The 19169-nt window shown below is 38.3% G+C and carries 18 protein-coding genes; 6 read left to right on the forward strand and 12 right to left on the reverse strand.

What is annotated here, in order from left to right:
• Window positions 1-106: 106 nt before the first annotated feature.
• Entirely contained in the window at window positions 107-1801 is a 1695-nt protein-coding gene (locus tag JFV29_RS05545) for a M3 family oligoendopeptidase (RefSeq protein ID WP_201181642.1), read from the reverse strand.
• A 298-nt stretch (window positions 1802-2099) separates the two neighbouring features.
• Complete coding sequence (locus tag JFV29_RS05550; RefSeq protein ID WP_053345129.1) at window positions 2100-2537, reverse strand: MarR family winged helix-turn-helix transcriptional regulator; 438 nt, start codon at window positions 2535-2537, stop codon at window positions 2100-2102.
• Between the two features lie 154 nt (window positions 2538-2691).
• Here JFV29_RS05550 and JFV29_RS05555 point away from each other — a divergent pair, with 154 nt between their 5' ends.
• The 3 genes from JFV29_RS05555 (at window position 2692) to JFV29_RS05565 (ending at window position 6428) form a co-directional block, all read left to right on the forward strand.
• The gene (locus JFV29_RS05555) at window positions 2692-4191 is read left to right on the forward strand and encodes an ATP-binding protein (RefSeq protein WP_201181644.1); all 1500 of its coding nucleotides are present in this window, start codon (window positions 2692-2694) and stop codon (window positions 4189-4191) included.
• Window positions 4192-4341: 150 nt separating this feature from the next.
• On the forward strand, window positions 4342-5565 hold the full coding sequence (locus tag JFV29_RS05560; protein WP_201181646.1) for an MFS transporter: 1224 nt from the start codon (window positions 4342-4344) through the stop codon (window positions 5563-5565).
• Between the two features lie 131 nt (window positions 5566-5696).
• The gene (locus JFV29_RS05565) at window positions 5697-6428 is read left to right on the forward strand and encodes a ZIP family metal transporter (protein ID WP_201181648.1); all 732 of its coding nucleotides are present in this window, start codon (window positions 5697-5699) and stop codon (window positions 6426-6428) included.
• Between the two features lie 645 nt (window positions 6429-7073).
• Here JFV29_RS05565 and JFV29_RS05570 read toward each other — a convergent pair.
• Window positions 7074-7316, reverse strand: coding sequence for an aspartyl-phosphate phosphatase Spo0E family protein (locus JFV29_RS05570; RefSeq protein WP_201181650.1), 243 nt, complete (start codon window positions 7314-7316; stop codon window positions 7074-7076).
• A gap of 645 nt (window positions 7317-7961) precedes the next feature.
• Window positions 7962-10124, reverse strand: a complete 2163-nt coding sequence (locus tag JFV29_RS05575; RefSeq protein ID WP_201181652.1) for a PAS domain S-box protein — start codon at window positions 10122-10124, stop codon at window positions 7962-7964.
• Between the two features lie 284 nt (window positions 10125-10408).
• On the opposite strand from JFV29_RS05575, the gene JFV29_RS05580 reads away from it, so the two are divergent.
• Together JFV29_RS05580 and JFV29_RS05585 are read left to right on the forward strand one after the other, a co-directional pair.
• Complete coding sequence (locus JFV29_RS05580; RefSeq protein WP_201181654.1) at window positions 10409-11434, forward strand: acyltransferase family protein; 1026 nt, start codon at window positions 10409-10411, stop codon at window positions 11432-11434.
• A gap of 216 nt (window positions 11435-11650) precedes the next feature.
• A complete protein-coding gene (locus tag JFV29_RS05585; RefSeq protein ID WP_201181656.1) occupies window positions 11651-13411 on the forward strand; it encodes a B12-binding domain-containing radical SAM protein in 1761 nt (586 codons plus the stop codon).
• A gap of 41 nt (window positions 13412-13452) precedes the next feature.
• Here JFV29_RS05585 and JFV29_RS05590 read toward each other — a convergent pair whose 3' ends face one another.
• Entirely contained in the window at window positions 13453-13599 is a 147-nt protein-coding gene (locus tag JFV29_RS05590; protein ID WP_169787512.1) for a hypothetical protein, read from the reverse strand.
• Window positions 13599-13757, reverse strand: a complete 159-nt coding sequence (locus JFV29_RS05595; protein WP_056530653.1) for a hypothetical protein — start codon at window positions 13755-13757, stop codon at window positions 13599-13601. Before JFV29_RS05595 ends, JFV29_RS05590 begins: the two co-directional genes overlap by 1 nt.
• A gap of 122 nt (window positions 13758-13879) precedes the next feature.
• Here JFV29_RS05595 and JFV29_RS05600 point away from each other — a divergent pair, with 122 nt between their 5' ends.
• Window positions 13880-14215: a DUF3905 domain-containing protein gene (locus tag JFV29_RS05600; protein ID WP_201181658.1), complete on the forward strand. Its 336-nt coding sequence runs from the start codon at window positions 13880-13882 to the stop codon at window positions 14213-14215.
• 88 nt (window positions 14216-14303) lie between these two features.
• On the opposite strand, the gene JFV29_RS05605 is transcribed toward JFV29_RS05600, so the two are convergent.
• Genes JFV29_RS05605 through JFV29_RS05630 form a run of 6 tightly spaced genes read right to left on the reverse strand, consistent with a single transcriptional unit; the run spans window position 14304 to window position 19165 of the window.
• Window positions 14304-15281 (reverse strand): quinone oxidoreductase family protein, encoded by a 978-nt coding sequence (locus tag JFV29_RS05605; protein WP_201181661.1) that lies wholly within the window; start codon window positions 15279-15281, stop codon window positions 14304-14306.
• Window positions 15282-15296: 15 nt separating this feature from the next.
• Window positions 15297-16076 (reverse strand): enoyl-CoA hydratase/isomerase family protein, encoded by a 780-nt coding sequence (locus JFV29_RS05610; RefSeq protein WP_201181663.1) that lies wholly within the window; start codon window positions 16074-16076, stop codon window positions 15297-15299.
• Between the two features lie 16 nt (window positions 16077-16092).
• Window positions 16093-16872 (reverse strand): SDR family NAD(P)-dependent oxidoreductase, encoded by a 780-nt coding sequence (locus JFV29_RS05615; protein WP_201181664.1) that lies wholly within the window; start codon window positions 16870-16872, stop codon window positions 16093-16095.
• 36 nt (window positions 16873-16908) lie between these two features.
• The gene (locus JFV29_RS05620) at window positions 16909-17667 is read right to left on the reverse strand and encodes a 2-phosphosulfolactate phosphatase (protein WP_207205086.1); all 759 of its coding nucleotides are present in this window, start codon (window positions 17665-17667) and stop codon (window positions 16909-16911) included.
• Window positions 17668-17671: 4 nt separating this feature from the next.
• A complete protein-coding gene (locus tag JFV29_RS05625; RefSeq protein ID WP_201181665.1) occupies window positions 17672-18733 on the reverse strand; it encodes a phosphotransferase family protein in 1062 nt (353 codons plus the stop codon).
• Between the two features lie 30 nt (window positions 18734-18763).
• Window positions 18764-19165: an acyl-CoA thioesterase gene (locus tag JFV29_RS05630; protein WP_201181666.1), complete on the reverse strand. Its 402-nt coding sequence runs from the start codon at window positions 19163-19165 to the stop codon at window positions 18764-18766.
• Window positions 19166-19169 lie beyond the last annotated feature (4 nt).

The following is a 19169-nucleotide window of genomic DNA, read 5'->3' on the forward strand; positions in this document are numbered from 1 at the left end:
CTTAAGGAAAAATATCCTCAAGCGTTTTAACACAACGATTAAGTTGTGGCTCATCATGGAATTTATTGTGATACTTATTTCCACTTAAAACTCAGCTCATCACCTTTTATAATGTTTGATCATCGACAGAGGAAAGCCATTCATCGATCACCTTGACCACGGACTGAACTGTCCCATCAGCAAATGGTGACTTCAGATTCGCCGATTCTACGAGACCAAGGAAAGACTTGCTGCCTCCAAGTTGGCACAGATTCAAATAATCTTCCCAAGCCGCCACATCCCCCTCTACTGATCTTTTCCAAAATTGGAAGGCGCAGATTTGAGCCAATGCATAGTCGATATAATAAAATGGAGACTGATAGATATGGCTCTGGCGCTGCCAATATCCTCCATTTTCTAAAAATTCATTTCCTTCATAATCACGGTGAGGCAAATAATCCTTCTCGATTTTACGCCACGCCTGTCTTCTTTCAAGTGGAGAGGCGTCGGGAGTTTCATAGACGAAGTGCTGAAATTCATCCACAGCTACCCCATATGGCAGGAATACAAGTGAGCTACTTAAATGAGAGAACTTATACTTTTCTGTATCTTCTTTAAAAAACAGCTCCATCCATGGCCATGTAAGAAATTCCATGCTCATCGAATGGATCTCACAAGCCTCATATGTAGGCCAGTAATATTCCGGAATATCGTGGTTACGGCTCCGGTATACTTGGAATGCATGACCCGCCTCATGTGTTAAAACATCTATATCTCCGGAGGTCCCATTGAAATTTGAAAAGATAAATGGAGCTTTGTAATCTTCTATGAAGGTACAGTAACCACCACTTTCTTTTCCCTTCTTCGCCACAAGGTCCATCAAATTGTTATCTATCATAAAATTAAAAAACTCATTCGTTTCAGATGAAAGTTCACGGTACATCGTTTTGCCATTTTCGATGATCCACTCAGCATCACCTTTAGGGATCGCATTCCCCGTTCTAAATTGAAAATTTTCATCAAAATAGCATAGATTCTCTAATCCAAGCCGTTCACGCTGACGTTCCTTCAATCGGGTAACAAGCGGTACCACATCCTCTTTCACCTGCTTACGGAATGCAGCAGCCATCTCCGCATTATAATCAGTCCTTGTCATTCGATTATATCCGAGCTCGACGAAATTTTTATACCCTAGCATAGTCGCAATCTCATGCCGTACTTTCACAAGTTCATCAAATATTCGATCCAATTCTGCCTGTTGTTTTTCAAAGAAGCTGTAATATGCTTCACTTGCATTTTTTCTTAGCTCACGGTCCGCTGACTCCATAAAAGGCTGAAATTGTGCAAGTGTACGCTCCTCTCCTTCAAATTCAATTTTTGCAGAGGCGATTAACTGTGAATATTCGCTTGATAGTTTATTTTCTTTTTGCAGATGCGGAATAATCTCAGGTGAAAACGTTTTGAGTTGGGCCTCTGCCAAGTCAAATAGTTGTTTCCCCCATTTCATCTCAAGCTCCCGACGAAACTTCGACCGAACAAGCTCAGTATAAAATATGGAAGTCAGCTCCTCCATTTCAGGAGAGAATTCATCTAAATAGTCGTTCTCAGCTTTATAAAATTCATCATTTGTATCAATGGAATGTCGAATATAGACCAAATTTAACATGGTACCTACATAATTTCGAATTTCATTTATTTCTTCCATCGCTTTCACTTGAATGTCTATTTCTTGTGCATCCCTAAACTTCTTCAAAACTTTCGTGAACTTCGATTTGATTTCATCCATTTCAGGACGTCTATATTCATACTCATTAAATTTCATATGTACACTCCTTTTTATACATTTTATCTAAGACATTTGCCTAAATGCCACAATTACCATCAATAGAAGCCGTCTTATACATCCTCCTTGGTTATCGTGATATAGTTAAATTCGCCACAGTAAAAAGAAAAACCTGCCTATACCTAGAAACAAATACGGATTTCCCTAGCCATGTTTCCCCTTGTATGTGCTAACCAAACCAGGTAAACCCACAGATTTATTTGTGCGAGAAAATCGATAAAACGACCAAAAAAAAACCCGCACCTAATTTATTAATTAAAGGTGCTGGTTTAATAAGCTACTTTTGAGCGGAATAACCAATTTTTTTAAGTAATTCTATCACGGTAGCCTTTTCCTCTTTTGTGAGAACACTCATGATATCATCGATTCTTTTTTCATGCTCAGGAAATACTCCTTCAATAAAGGCCTTTCCCTTATCCGTTATTTTGGCAAAAGTTACACGGCGGTCTTCTTTACATGCTATCCGCTGTAGATATTCCTTTTGTTCGAGCTTATCCACGACATATGTTATACTACCGCTCGCGAGCAGGATTTTTCCACCTATTTGCTGAAGAGGTTGATCACCTTTATGATAAAGCAATTCTAGTACTGCAAACTCTGTTGGATTCAAACCCTCTTCAGCTATATGTTTATTTACAACATCATTAATGGACCGATGAGCTCTCGACATCACGATAAACAGCTTTAAAGACTGTTGGATGTTATTATTCTCCATAACTTCACAACCTTAAAATTTTTAATTAAAATATCTTGAATTAAAAGTTATTATATGACATTACGGCTTCTTTGTCAATTTGACTAATCAGTATGTACTATTGTTTAATCATACAGTTTGATATACTAGAAAAAAAGCTAAAGTAGTGACAATCATGAAAACTAGGCATAAATTTACCACATATCTGCTTATTGTTATTTTACCATTAATTATTCTATCTATCATTTTTTGGATGTACTTAGAACAATCCATCCATAAAGAGCGACAAGATCAAGCTGAATGGGTTGGATCAGTTTGTCAAGAATACATAGACGAAGTTATCAGTGAAACGAAAGAAAATCTGGAACTGCTAAGTCTTAGCAGTTCTGTTCTATATATGGAGGATAAAAAAACAAAACTCCTTATGAACTGGATTAAAGATACAGATCCGAGGTACGCAGGAGTATATTGGCTAAATCAAGATGGCATTTCTATTTCAGGGACAAATAAGGATTTCCTCCATTACTTTTTAATTGAACAGGATGATATAGACAAGGCAGTTGAAACCCAAAAAGCCGTTGTTGTTGGGAAGAGGGAGCTAAATAACTCGAGTTTTAATTATTTTACCATTTTCGCCCCTATTTTGGATAACGACAAAAAGGTTCAAGGTTTTTTATTGGCACATATTAGGTTGGATTATATAGAAAACGGTTTAAAAATGCTTATCCCTAATCAATCGGTGAAACTAGAAACGAGCAATAAAACTCGCATTCTGGAGATAAATGCCGAAGGAGTTACTGGAAATTCAACATGGGTGAATGTTCCTTTGACTGAAGTAGATTGGACTTTTTCCGTTAAAATGCCCGACCGGCTTAACACCATCAACATGAATGTTTTTTTAATTTTTGTCTTTTTCACATTCTTTATTACTCACATGATATATATAGTTGTGGAGGAACAAATCGTTCGTAGAGAGAAGAAAAAACAAAAGCAATTAAACGAAATGCAGAAAATTGATTTTGTTGGTACACTGGCGGCTAGTACTGCACATGAAATAAAAAATCCCCTCACCGGCATTAAGGGACTAGTCCAATTACTTGTTGAAAAACACCCTGAAGAACAAGACCAGTTTTATTATTCTGTCATCATGAAAGAAATTGAACGAATAAATAGCATTGTCAGCGAGTTTTTAATTTTAGGAAAACCCATAGTACATACTTTATCCTTATACGATATTCGCAGTATTATTGCTGAATTAAGACCAATAATAGAATCCGAAGCACGTTACTTAAATATTGAGCTGGAATGGAACATCGTAAAGGAACCAATCATGGTTTATTGTACAAAGGACCAACTCAAACAAGTCATTCTTAATATTACCAAAAATGGCCTGGAGGCAATGGAACTTGGCAAAAAGCTAACCATACAAATTTACAGAGAAAATGAAAAGGCAAAAATAGAAATCATCGATACTGGGCATGGGCTGAATGAAAAAGACATCAGTAAAGTGTTCGAGCCATTCTACACGTCCAAAAAAGAAGGAACTGGATTAGGTCTTTTCGTGTGCAAGCGAATTATTGAACTTTTTAATGGAACGATCGAGCTTACAAGTAAACCTTTAAAAGGTACAACAGTTATTATTAGTTTACCCATATTAAATGACAACTTGGAGTAATACGATCATTTATGAGTTTATTTCTCATATGTTGGGCAATACGAACACTAACAATTGATTTAAACAAGGGTGTAATACATACAGAGCACACTTGCGAGCGAATGATTGGAATATGTAAGATTCTTATTTTAGAAAGAAGGAAATATACATATGGCAAGTATCACTGCATTTAAACCAGAACCGCAAAAAAAAGATATGACACTGAAGATCATGATTATCATAGGAATATGTCATTTAATGAATGATTCCCTTCAGGCCGTTGTACCGGCCATGTTTCCCATTCTTGAAAAATCAATGTCTCTAACGTATACACAGCTAGGGATGATTGCATTCTGCTTGAATATCGTCTCATCGCTTCTCCAACCTGCTGTTGGCTTTTATACAGATAAAAAGCCCCTTCCCTTTGCATTACCTATTGGATTGACCAGCACTTTAATCGGGGTCATCGTTCTCGCACTTGCACCAAACTATACTATAATCCTTGGTGCAGTCATTCTAATGGGCTTTGGGTCAGCCATTTTCCATCCGGAAGGCTCCCGGGTTGCATACATGGCTGGAGGTCCTAGGAGAGGCCTGGCACAATCAATTTATCAGGTTGGTGGGAATAGCGGGCAAGCTCTCGCCCCTCTCATTACTGCCATCGTACTTGTTCCATTTGGTCAAAAAGGTGCACTTTGGTTTGCCTTAGTTGCCTTTACAGCCGTTATGCTATTACTGTATATTGCCAAATGGTATTCTCAAAAGCTGGTGCACTTCAAGCCGAAAAAGGTTGCAGCTAAAGTAATTAATAAAGAGCGCTCCCATAAAGTGGCCAAAGCTCTGGTCTTAATTTTATTCATTATTTTTGCCCGTTCCTGGTATGTCTCTTGCATGACGAACTTTTACAGTTTTTATTTAATCGAGCAGCATTTATTCACGATAAAATCCGCACAGATCTTCCTATTCGCCTTTTTAGCTGCTGGGGCTGTAGGAACGTTTTTCGGCGGACCTCTTGCGGACCGGTTCGGCCGTAAAAACGTGATTTTGTTTTCTTTCGCTGCCAGTACGCCTATAACCGCTCTGTTGCCATTCGTCCCGCCTACAGCCGCCTTTATCCTATTATTGATCGCGGGATTTATTATTATGAGCAGCTTTTCAGTTACCGTAATCTACGCACAGGAACTAGTTCCAGGCAAAGTAGGAACAATGGCTGGCTTGACCGTCGGCCTAGCATTTGGAATGGGCGCCATAGGATCTGTTTCATTGGGGGCAATTGCAGATGTCATCGGAATCGCATCCATGATTAAACTTGTAGGATTCTTGCCTTTGTTAGGAATCATCAGTTTGTTGCTACCAACTGATCTCACTCTAAAAAAATGGTATGCCGAAGAATAAAACACATAAAGAATTACAGTACTACCAAATGAGTTTTTCCTGGAACCTATTTTTATCATCTCAATACAATATATTGTTTCACTCAGAAAACACACAAAAGTAACGATAAGTACCATACAAAGGAGAAATTTATGAGTGGAGTTTTATTAGGCAGCATCCTATCTGCTATGTCTACAGGGGCCGGTGCGTTACCCATCTTGTTCATTCAAGGTTCAATCACACATCGCTTTAGAGACACGCTTCTGGCATTTACTGCCGGTATTATGATGGCTGCTTCGTTACTGAGCCTGATTCCCGAGTCTTTAGCCACTGGGGGGTATATTCAGCTTGTTATTGGGGTTTTTCTCGGGGTCATGACATTAACAATTATGGAGAAAAACATTCCACATATCGATCTCGGTCATACGAAGAGTGGCATTCAATTCGACGAAAAGGCTTTGCTTATCATTACAGCCATTACACTGCATAATATCCCGGAAGGTCTTTCTGTTGGGGTCAGTTACGCCTCAGATGCAGCTGATACGGGCAATTTAATTGCTTTTGCTATCGGTCTGCAAAATGCTCCGGAAGGTTTGCTTGTCGCCTTGTTTTTAATCAATCAAAAAATCGGAAAGTTTACGGCGTTCATCATAGCCACATTAACCGGTACCATCGAAATAATCACAGGCCTAATAGGTTTTTATTTAACTTCTTACATTGGTTTTTTAGTTCCATACGGCCTCGCTTTCGCCGCTGGTGCTATGCTTTTCATCGTCTATAAAGAATTAATCCCTGAAAGCCATGGGGATGGAAATGAGCGCACATCCACCTATTCCTTCATTGTCGGCCTATTGTTTATGGTTATATTATTGGAAATTTTATAATTCTCGTGCATTCATGGCTGGCCCTTTAAAATGAGTCAGCCTTTAGTTTTTGCATCTCAGACTAATGATATATTTTTAAAGTTGTCATTTAAGCCAGATACACCTATGAAGCTGCCTTCATACAAGTAACCACCTGTGATTTTCTGTATATTTAGAAAGTGGTTTAGTTATTGAACCCCTCAATCATAAAAGAATACTATGTACCTCTGTTGAGTTAACTTACTCCGACATATAAACCTAACACTCTATTTTCCCAACTAATTGAACTTTTCTAGTTTTTTAACCAAATTGAACTTTTCCTGCAACACAAAGAATGTCCTCAGAGTCTTCCTCTGTTCACTCCTCTGCAAGTTGTCCAAACTAAGAGAAAAATAAATATAAACTATCCCCTTATTTTTAATGATCTTTGTATCAAATCTTTTGAAATCATATAGGCAGACAGCACATCACAACGTTCATCAATCTCTTAAAACAAAGCAGCCCGGCTTCTCTCTCCGCATATATATATTTATATTCCATCCTTGTTCTTACGTTTCCATAGTTCATTACTAACAGGATTGAAAAAAATATATACAACATATGAGAGTTTACTCCCTTTTATGTTTTTCCATTTCTAATTTACAAAGTCATTTCATTCAGATCCATTTAATATGTAAAATCATCATTAAAGGGCTTCTGTACAATAACAACCATTTCTTCTCGTTTATTTCTCACTTCAACTGACGAATGATGTTGAAGGATTAAATACTCATTTATCAGTTTATCAAGTTGCTCGCTTTGGCGAAGGGTATACTCATGACTCATCCCATACATTTTTGCCAACTCCATCATTTCCCAACGCTTCATTCGAATTTCAGAACAAATTTCCGTAGTACTCCTAGAATTCATAACAACACTCACTACTCCTGCCCTTTTAAAGTTACATTATAATAATGAAGTATTACAAAATATGCCTTATATGTAAATAGATTCGCAAAAAAAGACAAAACTTCTTAAATTGCGATAAAGCCTGACCCTTCAGCGGACATGATATGACGGGAATTTCTTATCATAATCTACTTGTTTTGATTTAGGATCCTAAGTCTTAAATCGTTTTTACATACTGCTAACTCTGGACCTTGAGCCAATATTATTCATATTTAATTTTCACTGTTTTGTTACTTGCTAAAATACTTCGACAGTTTACCACCTTAGCAAACTAGAACGAAATTATCAATAAGTAATAAGTTAATAGAGTGCATAAAGAGATTCATTCACTTCAAGGAAAATAGAATTTCATTAACAAAATGGCAAGCAATAACCGTTGGATTTTACATTAAACCTGTAAATCTCAATTAGATTCTAAATTTGAATCCTCCGTTAATTTCAATGAAATAAGCGTTGAGGTATGAAATTCAAAAAAGGAATCCATCGAAGAGGGATTCCTTCTTAACATTCAGACTTACTTATGCTTTCTGAAAAAATAACAAAATAGGGGAAGAAAATTCATCTGCTACTCTTCAAATTGCAAGCAACCTATCTTCATCCTCCTGTTTAACTCGCGAATGGTAAATATATATGAAAGCTAGTCCCCTTCTCAACTTTACTCTCCACTTCGATATAGCCCTTATGTTCCTCAATAATTTTATAGCTAACCATAAGCCCCAGCCCTGTCCCTCTATCCTTTGTCGTATAAAAAGGTTCACCCAACTTTTTCAGCATTTCCGTCGAGATTCCCATCCCTTGATCGATAATTGATATACAAACGTACTTCTCGGAAAATCTTCTCGTCTTAATACGAACAGAACCGCCATCCGGCATGACTTCCAATGCATTTTTAATAATATTAATAAATACTTGTTTTAGCTGATTTGCTTCGCAGAAAACAGTAAACTCTTCTTCTTCAAAGTTCGTCTCAAATTGAATATTTTCCAGTAGAGCTTGAGCGGCAAGCAACTCAAGCGTCTCCTCCAGAATTGTATGAACATCTTGTTTGAAAAATTTAAGTGCTTGAGGCTTTGCCAACACCAAAAATTCAGTGATTATGGTTTCAATCCGCTTAATTTCAGAGGTAATAACATGAAAATATGTAGAGAAATCACCCTTGACACCATCCTCAAGTAATTGGATGAATCCTTTTAAAGCCGTCATTGGATTCCTAATTTCATGGGCAATCCCTGCAGCCAGTTCACCAACAACATTTAAGGTATCTGATTTCCGAATTTGCTCCTGCATTTCAAGATTTTTACTCACATCACGAAAAATGGTTAAATGCACGCTCGAATATAAATTTTCTCTAGTTAAAAATTCAATATGCTTAACTCTTCCATTTTCAAACATTATCGGGATGATAGATGAGTAAACCCCATGTTTGTAGACTTTTTCAATATGAGCGTTCAGATCAGCTGCATTCCCAGGTATTTTTTCAATAAACTCCTTAACAGTTAAAGAAAGAAGTTTATCCTTCGAAATCCCCAAAATTCCCTGTCCCGCCTCATTAATGTCTGTAAACCCTTTATCATTCCATAAAATTAAGCCATCTAATGTTCCCTCAAAAATTTTCCTGAATTTCTTTTCACTATCCCGTAATTCTTTCTCAATCAGCCAGCGCTCGCTGACATTCCGAAAGATTGTCACATTATAACCATCACCTTCATGTTTTTTTGCAGTTAATTCAAGTAATTTAATTTGATGATTCGGCATTTTATAAATCAGTTCACCCCTGACCTGGGTGTCTCTTTCAAACGTATCCATCATCTGATTAAAATGTTGATTATTGCTGTAGACATATTTCCAAATATAACTGCCTATCAAGTCTTCTCTGCTAGACTCAAATATTTTACAGGCTGAATGATTTACTCGAAAAATGATACCGTCATCATTCCAAAATATTATCGCATCCATTGACTGGTCAAATAATTCTCCAAAAATCCTTTCGCTCGTCTCTAACTTCTTTTCCATTAAATTCGATTCAGTAAGCTTTCGAAACACCGACATATATAATTCATTTCCGACTGTCGAACTAAGTGAAAAAATAAATGGATGTGGCTCATCATGGACTAATAGCTCTACCTCTCCTCTGAAGTTCGACTCACTGAAGACTCTTCGGATACTTTCTCTCCAATATGACTTATATTTTTGGGAAATGAGATCCTTCATATTTTTTCCGACAATATCCTTTTTCGGAATGCCCAGAACATGGATAAATGCATGATTCACTTCTATGATTATTCCAGAGCTATCAAAAAGCACGATGCTCTCAATGGCTGTATCAAAAATGTCCAAAAACATCTGCCGTGACATTAATGTTTCCCGGGAGGATGAAACATCCAATGTCACATCCTCCAAACGATAAATTTGCTGTCCTTCGGAAGGCGCTCCAATACGCAAAAATTCAATTTGCTTTAGCGCTCCTGTATGAAGCTGAATCATTTTCTTTTCTCTTTCCTCGCCGCTATTACTTTGTGAGCCGAATTCTTCTTGAGTCAAAGTGATGACCTGAAGAAAATCAGTTAATTTCAGTAATTCCAGCTGCTCTCTCGGTGTTTCCAACAGAGTACAAGCTGCCTCATTCACATAAGTGAACCTTAGTTCCTCATCTACCCTAATATAGGGCTCTAACATAGAATTGAAAATTTCGTTATATCTTTCAATCTGTTTATTTAATTTTATAATTTTTTGTTTATATCCCGTTTCATTCTCATAACCTAAATTCATATTTACACCCCTTATTCAAAGACCAATACTTACCCAACTTTATTCGACAACTATCTTAAATCTCCTCGGTATTTTCAAAAATCAGTAAAATCATATCACTATTCAAAATCCAAAATTTTACTTTATTTTAAATTATAGTATGTTGAATCGACTAATACTTAGAGTTAAGCTTAATTTAAGAATGATTAAATAAAATTACTAATATGAGATTTAATTCTATGGATTAAGGGTATATAAATAACAATGCTTTCTAGCTACCTTAAAATTTATTAATGGAGGCAAATATGAAACAACGTGATTTTTTCTTTGATAACGCCAAGTTCATTCTCATGGCCTTTGTCGTCTTTGGACATTTACTAAATACGTATATACACGACAGTGAAACAATTTACGCTCTATATAAAACCATTTATTCCTTTCACATGCCTGCTTTTATCCTTGTTTCAGGGTTCTTTGCAAAAGGTTTTTATCAAAAAGGGTATTTAGCTAAAATTACAAAAAAATTAATTTTACCTTACATTATTTTCCAATTGATATATACCATTTACTATTATTTCTTATATGAACGTACTGCCATCACAGTAGACTTGCTTGATCCTCAATGGTCGCTTTGGTTCTTGATCAGTTTATTCTGTTGGAACATCATGCTACTTGGTTTTTCAAAGCTAAAGCCTTCAGTAGGCATAGGTTTATCTATTTTAATCGCTTTATTAATTGGGTATATTGACAATATCTCCAATTACCTTAGTCTCTCAAGGACATTCGTTTTTTTCCCGATGTTTTTAATCGGTTACCATTTAAGCAAAGATCATTTAAAAAAGTTATTCACACCCAAAGTTCGTTTGGCTTCACTTGGTGTCATGTTAGTGATTTTTATCGGCTTTTATTTAAATACCGATATAAATTATAAATGGCTGCTCGGTTCGAAACCCTATGCCGAGCTTGAAGATGCGACAATCGTGTCCATGTTTAAGCGACTAGGATTTTATGGATTGAGCGTAATTTCAGTGTTTAGCTTTCTATCCTTCATCCCACGCGGACAATATTTCTTTACCAATTGGGGTAAACAAACTTTATATGTGTATCTGCTGCACGGCTTCCTCATTCGTTTCTTCCGTGAAAGCACGATACAGGACTACTTCAGTAATACAGAGAGTTTTATCATGCTTGCCGGCCTCTCATTCTTGATCACTGTGTTATTGTCAAGCCAAATGATTGCTACAATGGCCCAGCCAATCATCGAATTGAAAGCAACCAAAACAAAACGTTTCATGACTAAAACAAAAGAGTATATTAAACAAGCATTTTGAAATAAAACGGATAAAGCAGTTTCTGCTTTATCCGTTTTTTCAAACATAATTCCATACCAACTTACAAGCCAAAAGCAAAGGCAATAGATTCCCCTTCATTAATAATAACGCATTTTTCAAATGGAGCAGGCTATGGTAAAATTACTCGTTAGTGCTTGTTGGCTTAAAAAGACATGTACACGAAAGGAGCCAGGCGTTTCTTTTACGCCCTTTAACATGAATATAATAATCAGTACTCTTAACGCAAAATACATCCATACATCGCTATCCATCCGATATTTAAAAGCTTATGCTCAGCCAGATTATGATGTAAAGCTGGCAGAATATACGATAAAAGACCCGATTATGAACATCGTAGGCGACCTTTATTCCAAAAAACCTGATGTCATCGGGTTCAGTTGCTATATTTGGAACATCGAGGAAACAATGAAAGTCGTGGCAATGCTGAAAAAAATCAATCCTGAATTGGTTATCATTCTCGGCGGACCTGAAGTCACATATGATGTTGGTGAATGGCTTGACCAGATTCCCGGAGCTGATTTTATCGTAATTGGCGAGGGGGAAGTTACTTTTAAAGCTCTTTTATCTGAAATTGAAGGTGCTAACGATTATAAAAAAGTTGGTGGGATTGCCTATCGACAGGATGGAAAAAAAGTTATTCAGCCACAGAATGGCAAGGTGGATTTGAAATCCCTCCCTACCCCTTATCGATTGGAAGAAGACCGCGACGAGCTATCCAAACGTGTCACCTATATCGAAACAAGCCGTGGTTGTCCGTTTAGCTGTCAATTTTGTCTTTCATCGATCGAAGTAGGTGTCCGGTATTTTGATCGGGAAAAGATCAAAGAAGATATTAGGTACCTTATGGAAAATGGTGCAAAAACTATTAAGTTCGTTGACCGTACCTTCAATATCAGCCGGAGCTACGCCATGGATATGTTTCAATTTTTAATTGACGAACATCATCCTGGAGTGGTTTTCCAATTCGAAATCACAGCGGACATCATGCGTCCGGAAGTTATCCAGTTTTTGAATGATCATGCACCAGCAGGGCTATTCCGATTTGAAATCGGCGTACAATCGACGAATGATCATACAAATGATTTGGTCATGAGAAGACAAAATTTCGAAAAACTAACACGGACAGTCACCATGGTCAAAGACGGTCAAAAAATTGATCAGCATCTTGACTTGATTGCTGGTTTGCCTGAGGAAGACTATCTTTCATTCAGGAAGACCTTCAATGATGTTTTCGAACTAAGGCCCGAAGAAATGCAGCTTGGTTTCTTAAAAATGCTGCGTGGTACAGGCCTACGGATACGTGCCAATGATCACGACTATATTTACAGTGATCATGCTCCTTATGAAATTCTTGGGAATAATGTTTTGTCCTTTGACGACATTGTCCGTATTAAACAAGTTGAAGATGTGCTTGAAAAATACTGGAACGATCACAGAATGGATCATACGACAGAGTTTCTGGTTGAATCGGTGTTTAATTCACCATTCGACTTTTTCCAAGAATTTGGTACCTTCTGGGATGAACAAGGCTGGTCACGAATCGGACATCAACTTGAAGACTTGTTCCGTCGATTACAGCAGTTTTTATCTTCCAGAGAATCAGCTGATTTAAAAACCATTATCGGACTCATGAAATTGGATTATTTCATGAATCAAAAATACAAACCACGTAAACCATGGTGGGATGCTTCTCTTGATAAACAAGGGCGCAAAGAGATTTATGAAGAAATTTTAAATAAACCTGAACATCTTGGATCTTCTTTCATTGCCTTGGGACTAAATGAAAAAGAAATTCACAAACACACATTACTTGAAGAACTTCCCTTTGATTTAGAAACATATTTAGCAGATGGAACAATTGTTAAAAAACCATCGATTATGCTTGCTTATTTTGATCCGAGCGGAAAAGGCTCATCCATTTTTTCTCTTTCAAAATCTGATAGCATCATTTTATAAGAATAAAGGACGGATCCCAAAAAGGGTCCGTCCTTTATTCTCTATTTATTTTCACGTTTTTTATTTTCTGTAGACAATATTTCATAGATCTTGGATGCATTCATATCACCACTGAATTCCATTCCGAATTCCGTTCGTACTATTTCTTCTACCCGTTTTTCTTGAGAGTTGCGTTTGTTTTTATCCATTAACTTCTACCTTTTCTGCCTTGCTTTGAATTACGGTTGGCACCTTTCATGGCGTTTTCTTCAACTGCGAATTCATTTGAATATTCCTCTACTGCTTGGTTTTTCTTTGGCGTCGTACTTGCTTTGATTGCTCCATCTACATTGGCTTTCCGTTTCATGTTCATTCCACCTTTTTTAAAAAGTTTTACTTTTTAGAATGGGGTAATTCCGCTAAAAATTATTCAGGGATAATATATGGGTAGTCGAGTAAAATAACCCTAAAACGAAAGGGAGATACTTTATGAAAAGGAAATTGGATAATCCAATAATGGATGATACCCAACCTCACCAAATTAACGCGCCGAGCTTTAAAGGTACCGGGATAAAACCGCAAGCTCCTTTTGTTAATGATTATGGAGTCGTCATTGGGGACAGCAAATATTCATCAGAAAACTCACCACTCGAAAATTGGAGCGAAGATACAGACCCAGAGATCATGGCTGGAGACGAATGGATACACCCAACTAATGATATTGGATGGAACTCAACTGAAAACCGCGAACTGTTAGAGGCAAAAAGAGCCCCACAAGCCCCTTTCATGCATCCTGATAAAGATGTGAGTATTAAAACGGATTAAATGACTCACAAGTCATATAGCCAAAATTCACTAGTAATACCCACATAAAATAAGGGTGTCACCGGTAAGTCCGGTACACCCTCCTTCCTTATTTAACCTGCAAAATCAGCTTTCCTTTTGTTTGGCGGGAGTTCATTTCTTCATGTACATCAGCAGCCTGTTCAAACGGATAAATACCTCCGATAGTCAGCGTTAGCTTACCTGACGCTACGTAAGAAAAGAGCTCTTTGATGCTTGGTAGCAGCAAATCTGGTTTTTTCATAATCTGCGGCAGGAAAAAACCTACCACAGATTGATTACGGCGCATTAAAACCTGTGGGTTCATCGTATATGCCTCACGGCTAGCATTACCAAAAACAACAAGTCGGCCAAATGGAGCCAAGCATTTCAGTGTTTTATTGAATATGTCTCCACCAACCATTTCCAGTGCGACGTCGACACCCTTTCCTCCAGTGGCCTCACGCACTTCCTGCTCCCAACCTTCTTTGGTGTAATTGATGAGAATATCGGCTCCCAGCTTTTTAGCTAGCGCCAGCTTTTCCTCAGTACTTGCGGTGGCAATTATTTTTCCAGCCCCGAAGATTTTGGCAAGCTGGACCGCAATCGTTCCAACGCCTCCTGCAGCTGCATGGACAAGTACCGTTTCACCCTGTTGCAGGCGTCCCATCGTTTTTATAATGTGATAGGCACTTAACCCTTGTAGCGGTAAGGCAACAGCCTCATGGAACTGAATCACATCAGGAAGAGGAATTGCAGAGAATTCATCCGATAAGGCATATTCGGCATATCCTCCCGCTTCAATCAGACTCACGACCCTTGTCCCCGGTTTGATTTTGGTTACTTCTTCACCAACCTCCACCACCACTCCAGCTATTTCCGCACCTGGTATGAAAGGTAGTGGTGTAGGAACCACGTATTGCCCTTCCCTTCTTGCTGTATCGGCATAATTAACGCCGACACAGTCAATTTCAATCAGCACTTCATGTCCAGTTGGCACCGGCTTTTCTTTATCAGTCATTTTCAGTACTTCCGGTCCACCGTATTCTTCAAATTGAATGGCTTTCATCACTGTTCCCCCTTGTTAGTTTCCAGTAAATTCAGGTTTACGCTTTTCTTTGAATGCCGCAACTCCTTCTAGATGATCTTCTGTAGACGCCATCAAGGTTTGGGTAATTCGTTCCTGTTCGAGCATTTCATCTAGTGTGGCCGTAAATGAATGACTAACGAGTTTTTTCATCATTCCAAATGCCTTTGTCGGTCCATTGGCAAGGTTGTCAGCAAGTTTCAACGTTTCTTCTTCTAGTTGATTTAGTGGAAATAAATAATTAATGACACCTAACTGATATAAGCGCTCGGCCGAAATCGGTTCAGCCGAAAAGAACAGCTGCTTTGCAAGATGAGGACCTACTAATTTTGGTAAAAAGTACGAACCTCCTCCGTCTGAAATCAAGCCCACCTGTGAAAAACTCATTGCAAATTGACTATCATCGGAAGCCACAATTAAATCGCATGCGAGTGCCAAATTGAAACCAGCTCCTGCCGCAAATCCATGAACTGCAGCAATAATAGGAACCTCAGAAGAATCCATCGCCAAAATGCAATCATTCATTTTACCAACATGATCATACAATTGTCCTGCCGAGGCTTGACCCATCGACTTAACGTCTCCTCCTGCAGTAAAAGAACGTCCAGCCCCTTTGATGACAACGGCCCTTATATGAGGCTTGTGCTTAACATCGGTAATCGTTTTCGTTAAGTTTGAGATCATATCTGGGCTAAAGGCATTCAAGCTTTCAGGACGATTCAAAGTCACGATTAATACATTATTATTTACTTCTGTTAATAAGTGTTCTTTTAACATTTACCCATCCCCTTTTCTACTTAATCAACCAGCCGCCGTCAACCAAAATATCGGTTCCTGTCATATAGGAAGCTTCCGGCGAAGCAGCAAACGTAATGACATTACTAATTTCCTCCGCTTTACCTACTCTTTCCAGGGCCGTGTTCCGTTGAATGGACTTTACGAATTTTTCATTCTGCAGACCATCCTCTGTTAAGGGTGTTTCAATAAACCCAGGTGAAACGGAATTGACACGTATGCCAACTCCAGCTAATTCCAGTGCTAGAGATTTAGTCAAACTGATTACTCCTGCTTTAGCGGAGCTGTAATGTGGGATAAATGCTCCAGCTTGATGTCCTGAGAGTGAAGCAACATTCACGATTGCCCGGTTTACGGAGTCACCATTCCCATTTCTAGCACCTTCTTCCATCACTTTTCCTAAGTACTTCGAAACAAGAAAGACACTTTTTAAATTGACATCTTGAATCATATCCCAATCATCTGTAGAGGTATCTAGAAGCTTCGAGGATTTCGATCCACCTGCGTTGTTGATTAAAATATGAAGATCCCGATATTGTTCTTTTACATACAGCGCCAACTCTTTTATATCTTCCTCTTCCGTCACATCTGCAGGAAAAATATCGGCCACGGGAATTGTGTGCCGGGCATTGATTTCAGCAGCTACTCCCTTCAGCTTTCCTTTCGTCCGGCCCACTAATAAAACCTTTGCTCCTTCGCCCGATAAGCGCATTGCTGTAGCCTTTCCAATTCCAGATCCTGCACCTGTTACCACCGCTATTGACTGTAAAAACCTCATTCCTTCACCTCTTCAACTGGATTTGATAACATGTTATTACGTTTCCTGCCTTTTCAATTCAGCTTCGATTCTCCCATCTATCAACTCAGGAACAAGATTTATCGAACCTTTTTGAGAAGCCAATTTCAAATCATCGATCAAGTCATGTTTATCAAACAGCTGCCCGACTTGTGATGATTGTAGAATATCAAATGTATTGTCGGTATTCGTCTGATAAAAAGTGCAAGCAGCAATTGCTGCATCATTCAGACTGAACGTTCCTTGTGCTCCAGTAATCAAGCACTCTATCAAATGACCTGCTCCGTAAAAGTCTTCCAAACTAAATTCACCCGAATTCCCCGAACAAACGATAATTATCGTTTCGGTCTGATGATCTTTTTTTATTTTTTCAGCAACAGAGGGATTATTTAACAAGGACGCTATATACACCTTTTTGGCTGCAGCAGAGTTTCTCAGTGCAACCGTCCCATTAGTCGTAGATAATACAAGCGTTTTATTGAGAACTAATTTACTCAAAAGCGTCGGACTCGGATACATGAATCCATCAACCGGCTTAGCCTTAAGTTCTCCTGCCAATAAATAATCCTCATGATCCAATTCCTTGCTTCTCAATAGGGCGTCTACAGGATTAAGGACAGGAATTACTTGTCGGGCTCCATTATGAAGAGATGAAATGATAGTTGTAGTCGCTAATAAAACATCCAGGATGATGGCCACTTTCTCTCCTTCTAAAAGCTTTTCCCTATCTATCTCTTCTTTTTTTAATAGCAAATGTATGTTTTGTATATGTCCCATATTCTCAAGCTTCCTTCGCCGCAACATGAGCTGCATGGATGATTAAGCTTTTGACCATTATTCCAAGTTTAGAAAAGCGGAGATCATTGGTCTGTCCTTTTTTATAACGGTAATAGATTTGCTGAAGGATGACAGCTAACTTAAAGTATCCAAAGGTTAAATAAAAATCGATGTTGGAAACATTCCTGCCACTTCTCACTGCATAGGCTTCAATAAATTCTTGTCGGGTCAGAAAACCATCCAAGGTTGTAACTGACGCTTGTCCCAAACCGAATTTAATCAATTCTGGGTCGCTGCTTTCAGTCCAATAGCTCAAAGCAACTCCTAAATCTGCCAGCGGATCGCCAACGGTGGACATTTCCCAATCAAATAATCCTACCATTTCGCTTAGGTTTTGGTTAAACATTGCATTATTAATCTTGTAGTCATAATGGATAATGGAAGTTTGGCTATACTGAGGTATATTCTTTTGCAAATAATCGATAAGTGGCCCTACTTCTTTGATTTCATCTGTCTTTGCCCGCTCATATCGGGAAATCCAACCGTGTACTTGTCGCTCGATAAACCCTTCAGGCTTGGAGATTTCCGCTAATCCCGTCTTCTCATATGGAATTGAATGGAGGTCAGCAAGCTGATTAACCATGACATAAGAAAGCTGACGACACCTCTCTGAAGTCGGTTCGACTCCTTCGGGAAACTTAGAATCTATTACAACTCCATGTTTTCTTTCCATTAGAAAAAAGGGAGATCCGACGATTGAATCATCATCCGAAAACAGTATAGGTTCAGGAGCTGCTTGAAAATACGGGTTGATTGATGAAAGAATATGGTGTTCCCGTTTCATATCATGTGCCTTTGGAGCAACAGGACCAAGCGGCGGTCTCCTTAATACAGCTTCCCACTCTCCCATCTTCAACTGATATGTCAAATTGGAATACCCTGTAGAAAACTGTTGCAGTTCTAACGGTTCATTTGGTAGGTCCAAAACATTTTTTCTCAGAAAATCTTCTAATGTACTTAAATTCAGTTCCTCACCGGAACGAACAGGAATCGTATCATCAACCAATTTCCTTCACTCCTTTACACTTTAGTGAATCTAGGTATGAACAAGATGTGAGATAAGCGTATCTTTTATCATTACAGGAATAGGTTCACTTTTCTGTTCAGTAAAATTGAAACAAACTAAGACCGCACTCCCCTTTGCAATGGCCTCTCCAGTTTGTGAACAATAGATGTCATGGACCATTTCACAGCTTTTCGTGCCTACCTTTGTCAAATATGTCCGAATAGTTAAAAGCTGGTTAAAGTACCCCTGAGAAATAAAATCGCATTTTGTGGAAGCAAGCAAAAAATTCCACTCTTCGACATTTGTCGCTAATCCCAACGCTTCAAAAAATTTCATGCGGGCTTCTTCGAGGTAAATAAAATAACTTGTGTTATTGATATGGCCCAAGGCATCCGTTTCTGAAAAGCGGACGTTAACTTTTAATTCATGCATTATG

This window comes from Peribacillus sp. TH16 (assembly GCF_016651095.1).
GTDB lineage: Bacteria > Bacillota > Bacilli > Bacillales > DSM-1321 > Peribacillus > Peribacillus butanolivorans.

Coding starts and splice junctions, on each gene's coding strand:
- JFV29_RS05560 (WP_201181646.1), top strand. CDS start 4,342: ATGGCAAGTATCACTGCATTTAAACCAGAACCGCAAAAAAAAGATATG.
- JFV29_RS05580 (WP_201181654.1), top strand. CDS start 10,409: ATGAAACAACGTGATTTTTTCTTTGATAACGCCAAGTTCATTCTCATG.
- JFV29_RS05575 (WP_201181652.1), bottom strand. CDS start 10,124: ATGAATTTAGGTTATGAGAATGAAACGGGATATAAACAAAAAATTATA.
- JFV29_RS05555 (WP_201181644.1), top strand. CDS start 2,692: ATGAAAACTAGGCATAAATTTACCACATATCTGCTTATTGTTATTTTA.
- JFV29_RS05550 (WP_053345129.1), bottom strand. CDS start 2,537: ATGGAGAATAATAACATCCAACAGTCTTTAAAGCTGTTTATCGTGATG.
- JFV29_RS05570 (WP_201181650.1), bottom strand. CDS start 7,316: ATGAATTCTAGGAGTACTACGGAAATTTGTTCTGAAATTCGAATGAAG.
- JFV29_RS05590 (WP_169787512.1), bottom strand. CDS start 13,599: ATGGATAAAAACAAACGCAACTCTCAAGAAAAACGGGTAGAAGAAATA.
- JFV29_RS05615 (WP_201181664.1), bottom strand. CDS start 16,872: ATGAGGTTTTTACAGTCAATAGCGGTGGTAACAGGTGCAGGATCTGGA.
- JFV29_RS05595 (WP_056530653.1), bottom strand. CDS start 13,757: ATGAAACGGAAAGCCAATGTAGATGGAGCAATCAAAGCAAGTACGACG.
- JFV29_RS05585 (WP_201181656.1), top strand. CDS start 11,651: ATGAATATAATAATCAGTACTCTTAACGCAAAATACATCCATACATCG.
- JFV29_RS05545 (WP_201181642.1), bottom strand. CDS start 1,801: ATGAAATTTAATGAGTATGAATATAGACGTCCTGAAATGGATGAAATC.
- JFV29_RS05620 (WP_207205086.1), bottom strand. CDS start 17,667: ATGGGACATATACAAAACATACATTTGCTATTAAAAAAAGAAGAGATA.
- JFV29_RS05565 (WP_201181648.1), top strand. CDS start 5,697: ATGAGTGGAGTTTTATTAGGCAGCATCCTATCTGCTATGTCTACAGGG.
- JFV29_RS05610 (WP_201181663.1), bottom strand. CDS start 16,076: ATGTTAAAAGAACACTTATTAACAGAAGTAAATAATAATGTATTAATC.
- JFV29_RS05605 (WP_201181661.1), bottom strand. CDS start 15,281: ATGAAAGCCATTCAATTTGAAGAATACGGTGGACCGGAAGTACTGAAA.
- JFV29_RS05630 (WP_201181666.1), bottom strand. CDS start 19,165: ATGCATGAATTAAAAGTTAACGTCCGCTTTTCAGAAACGGATGCCTTG.
- JFV29_RS05600 (WP_201181658.1), top strand. CDS start 13,880: ATGAAAAGGAAATTGGATAATCCAATAATGGATGATACCCAACCTCAC.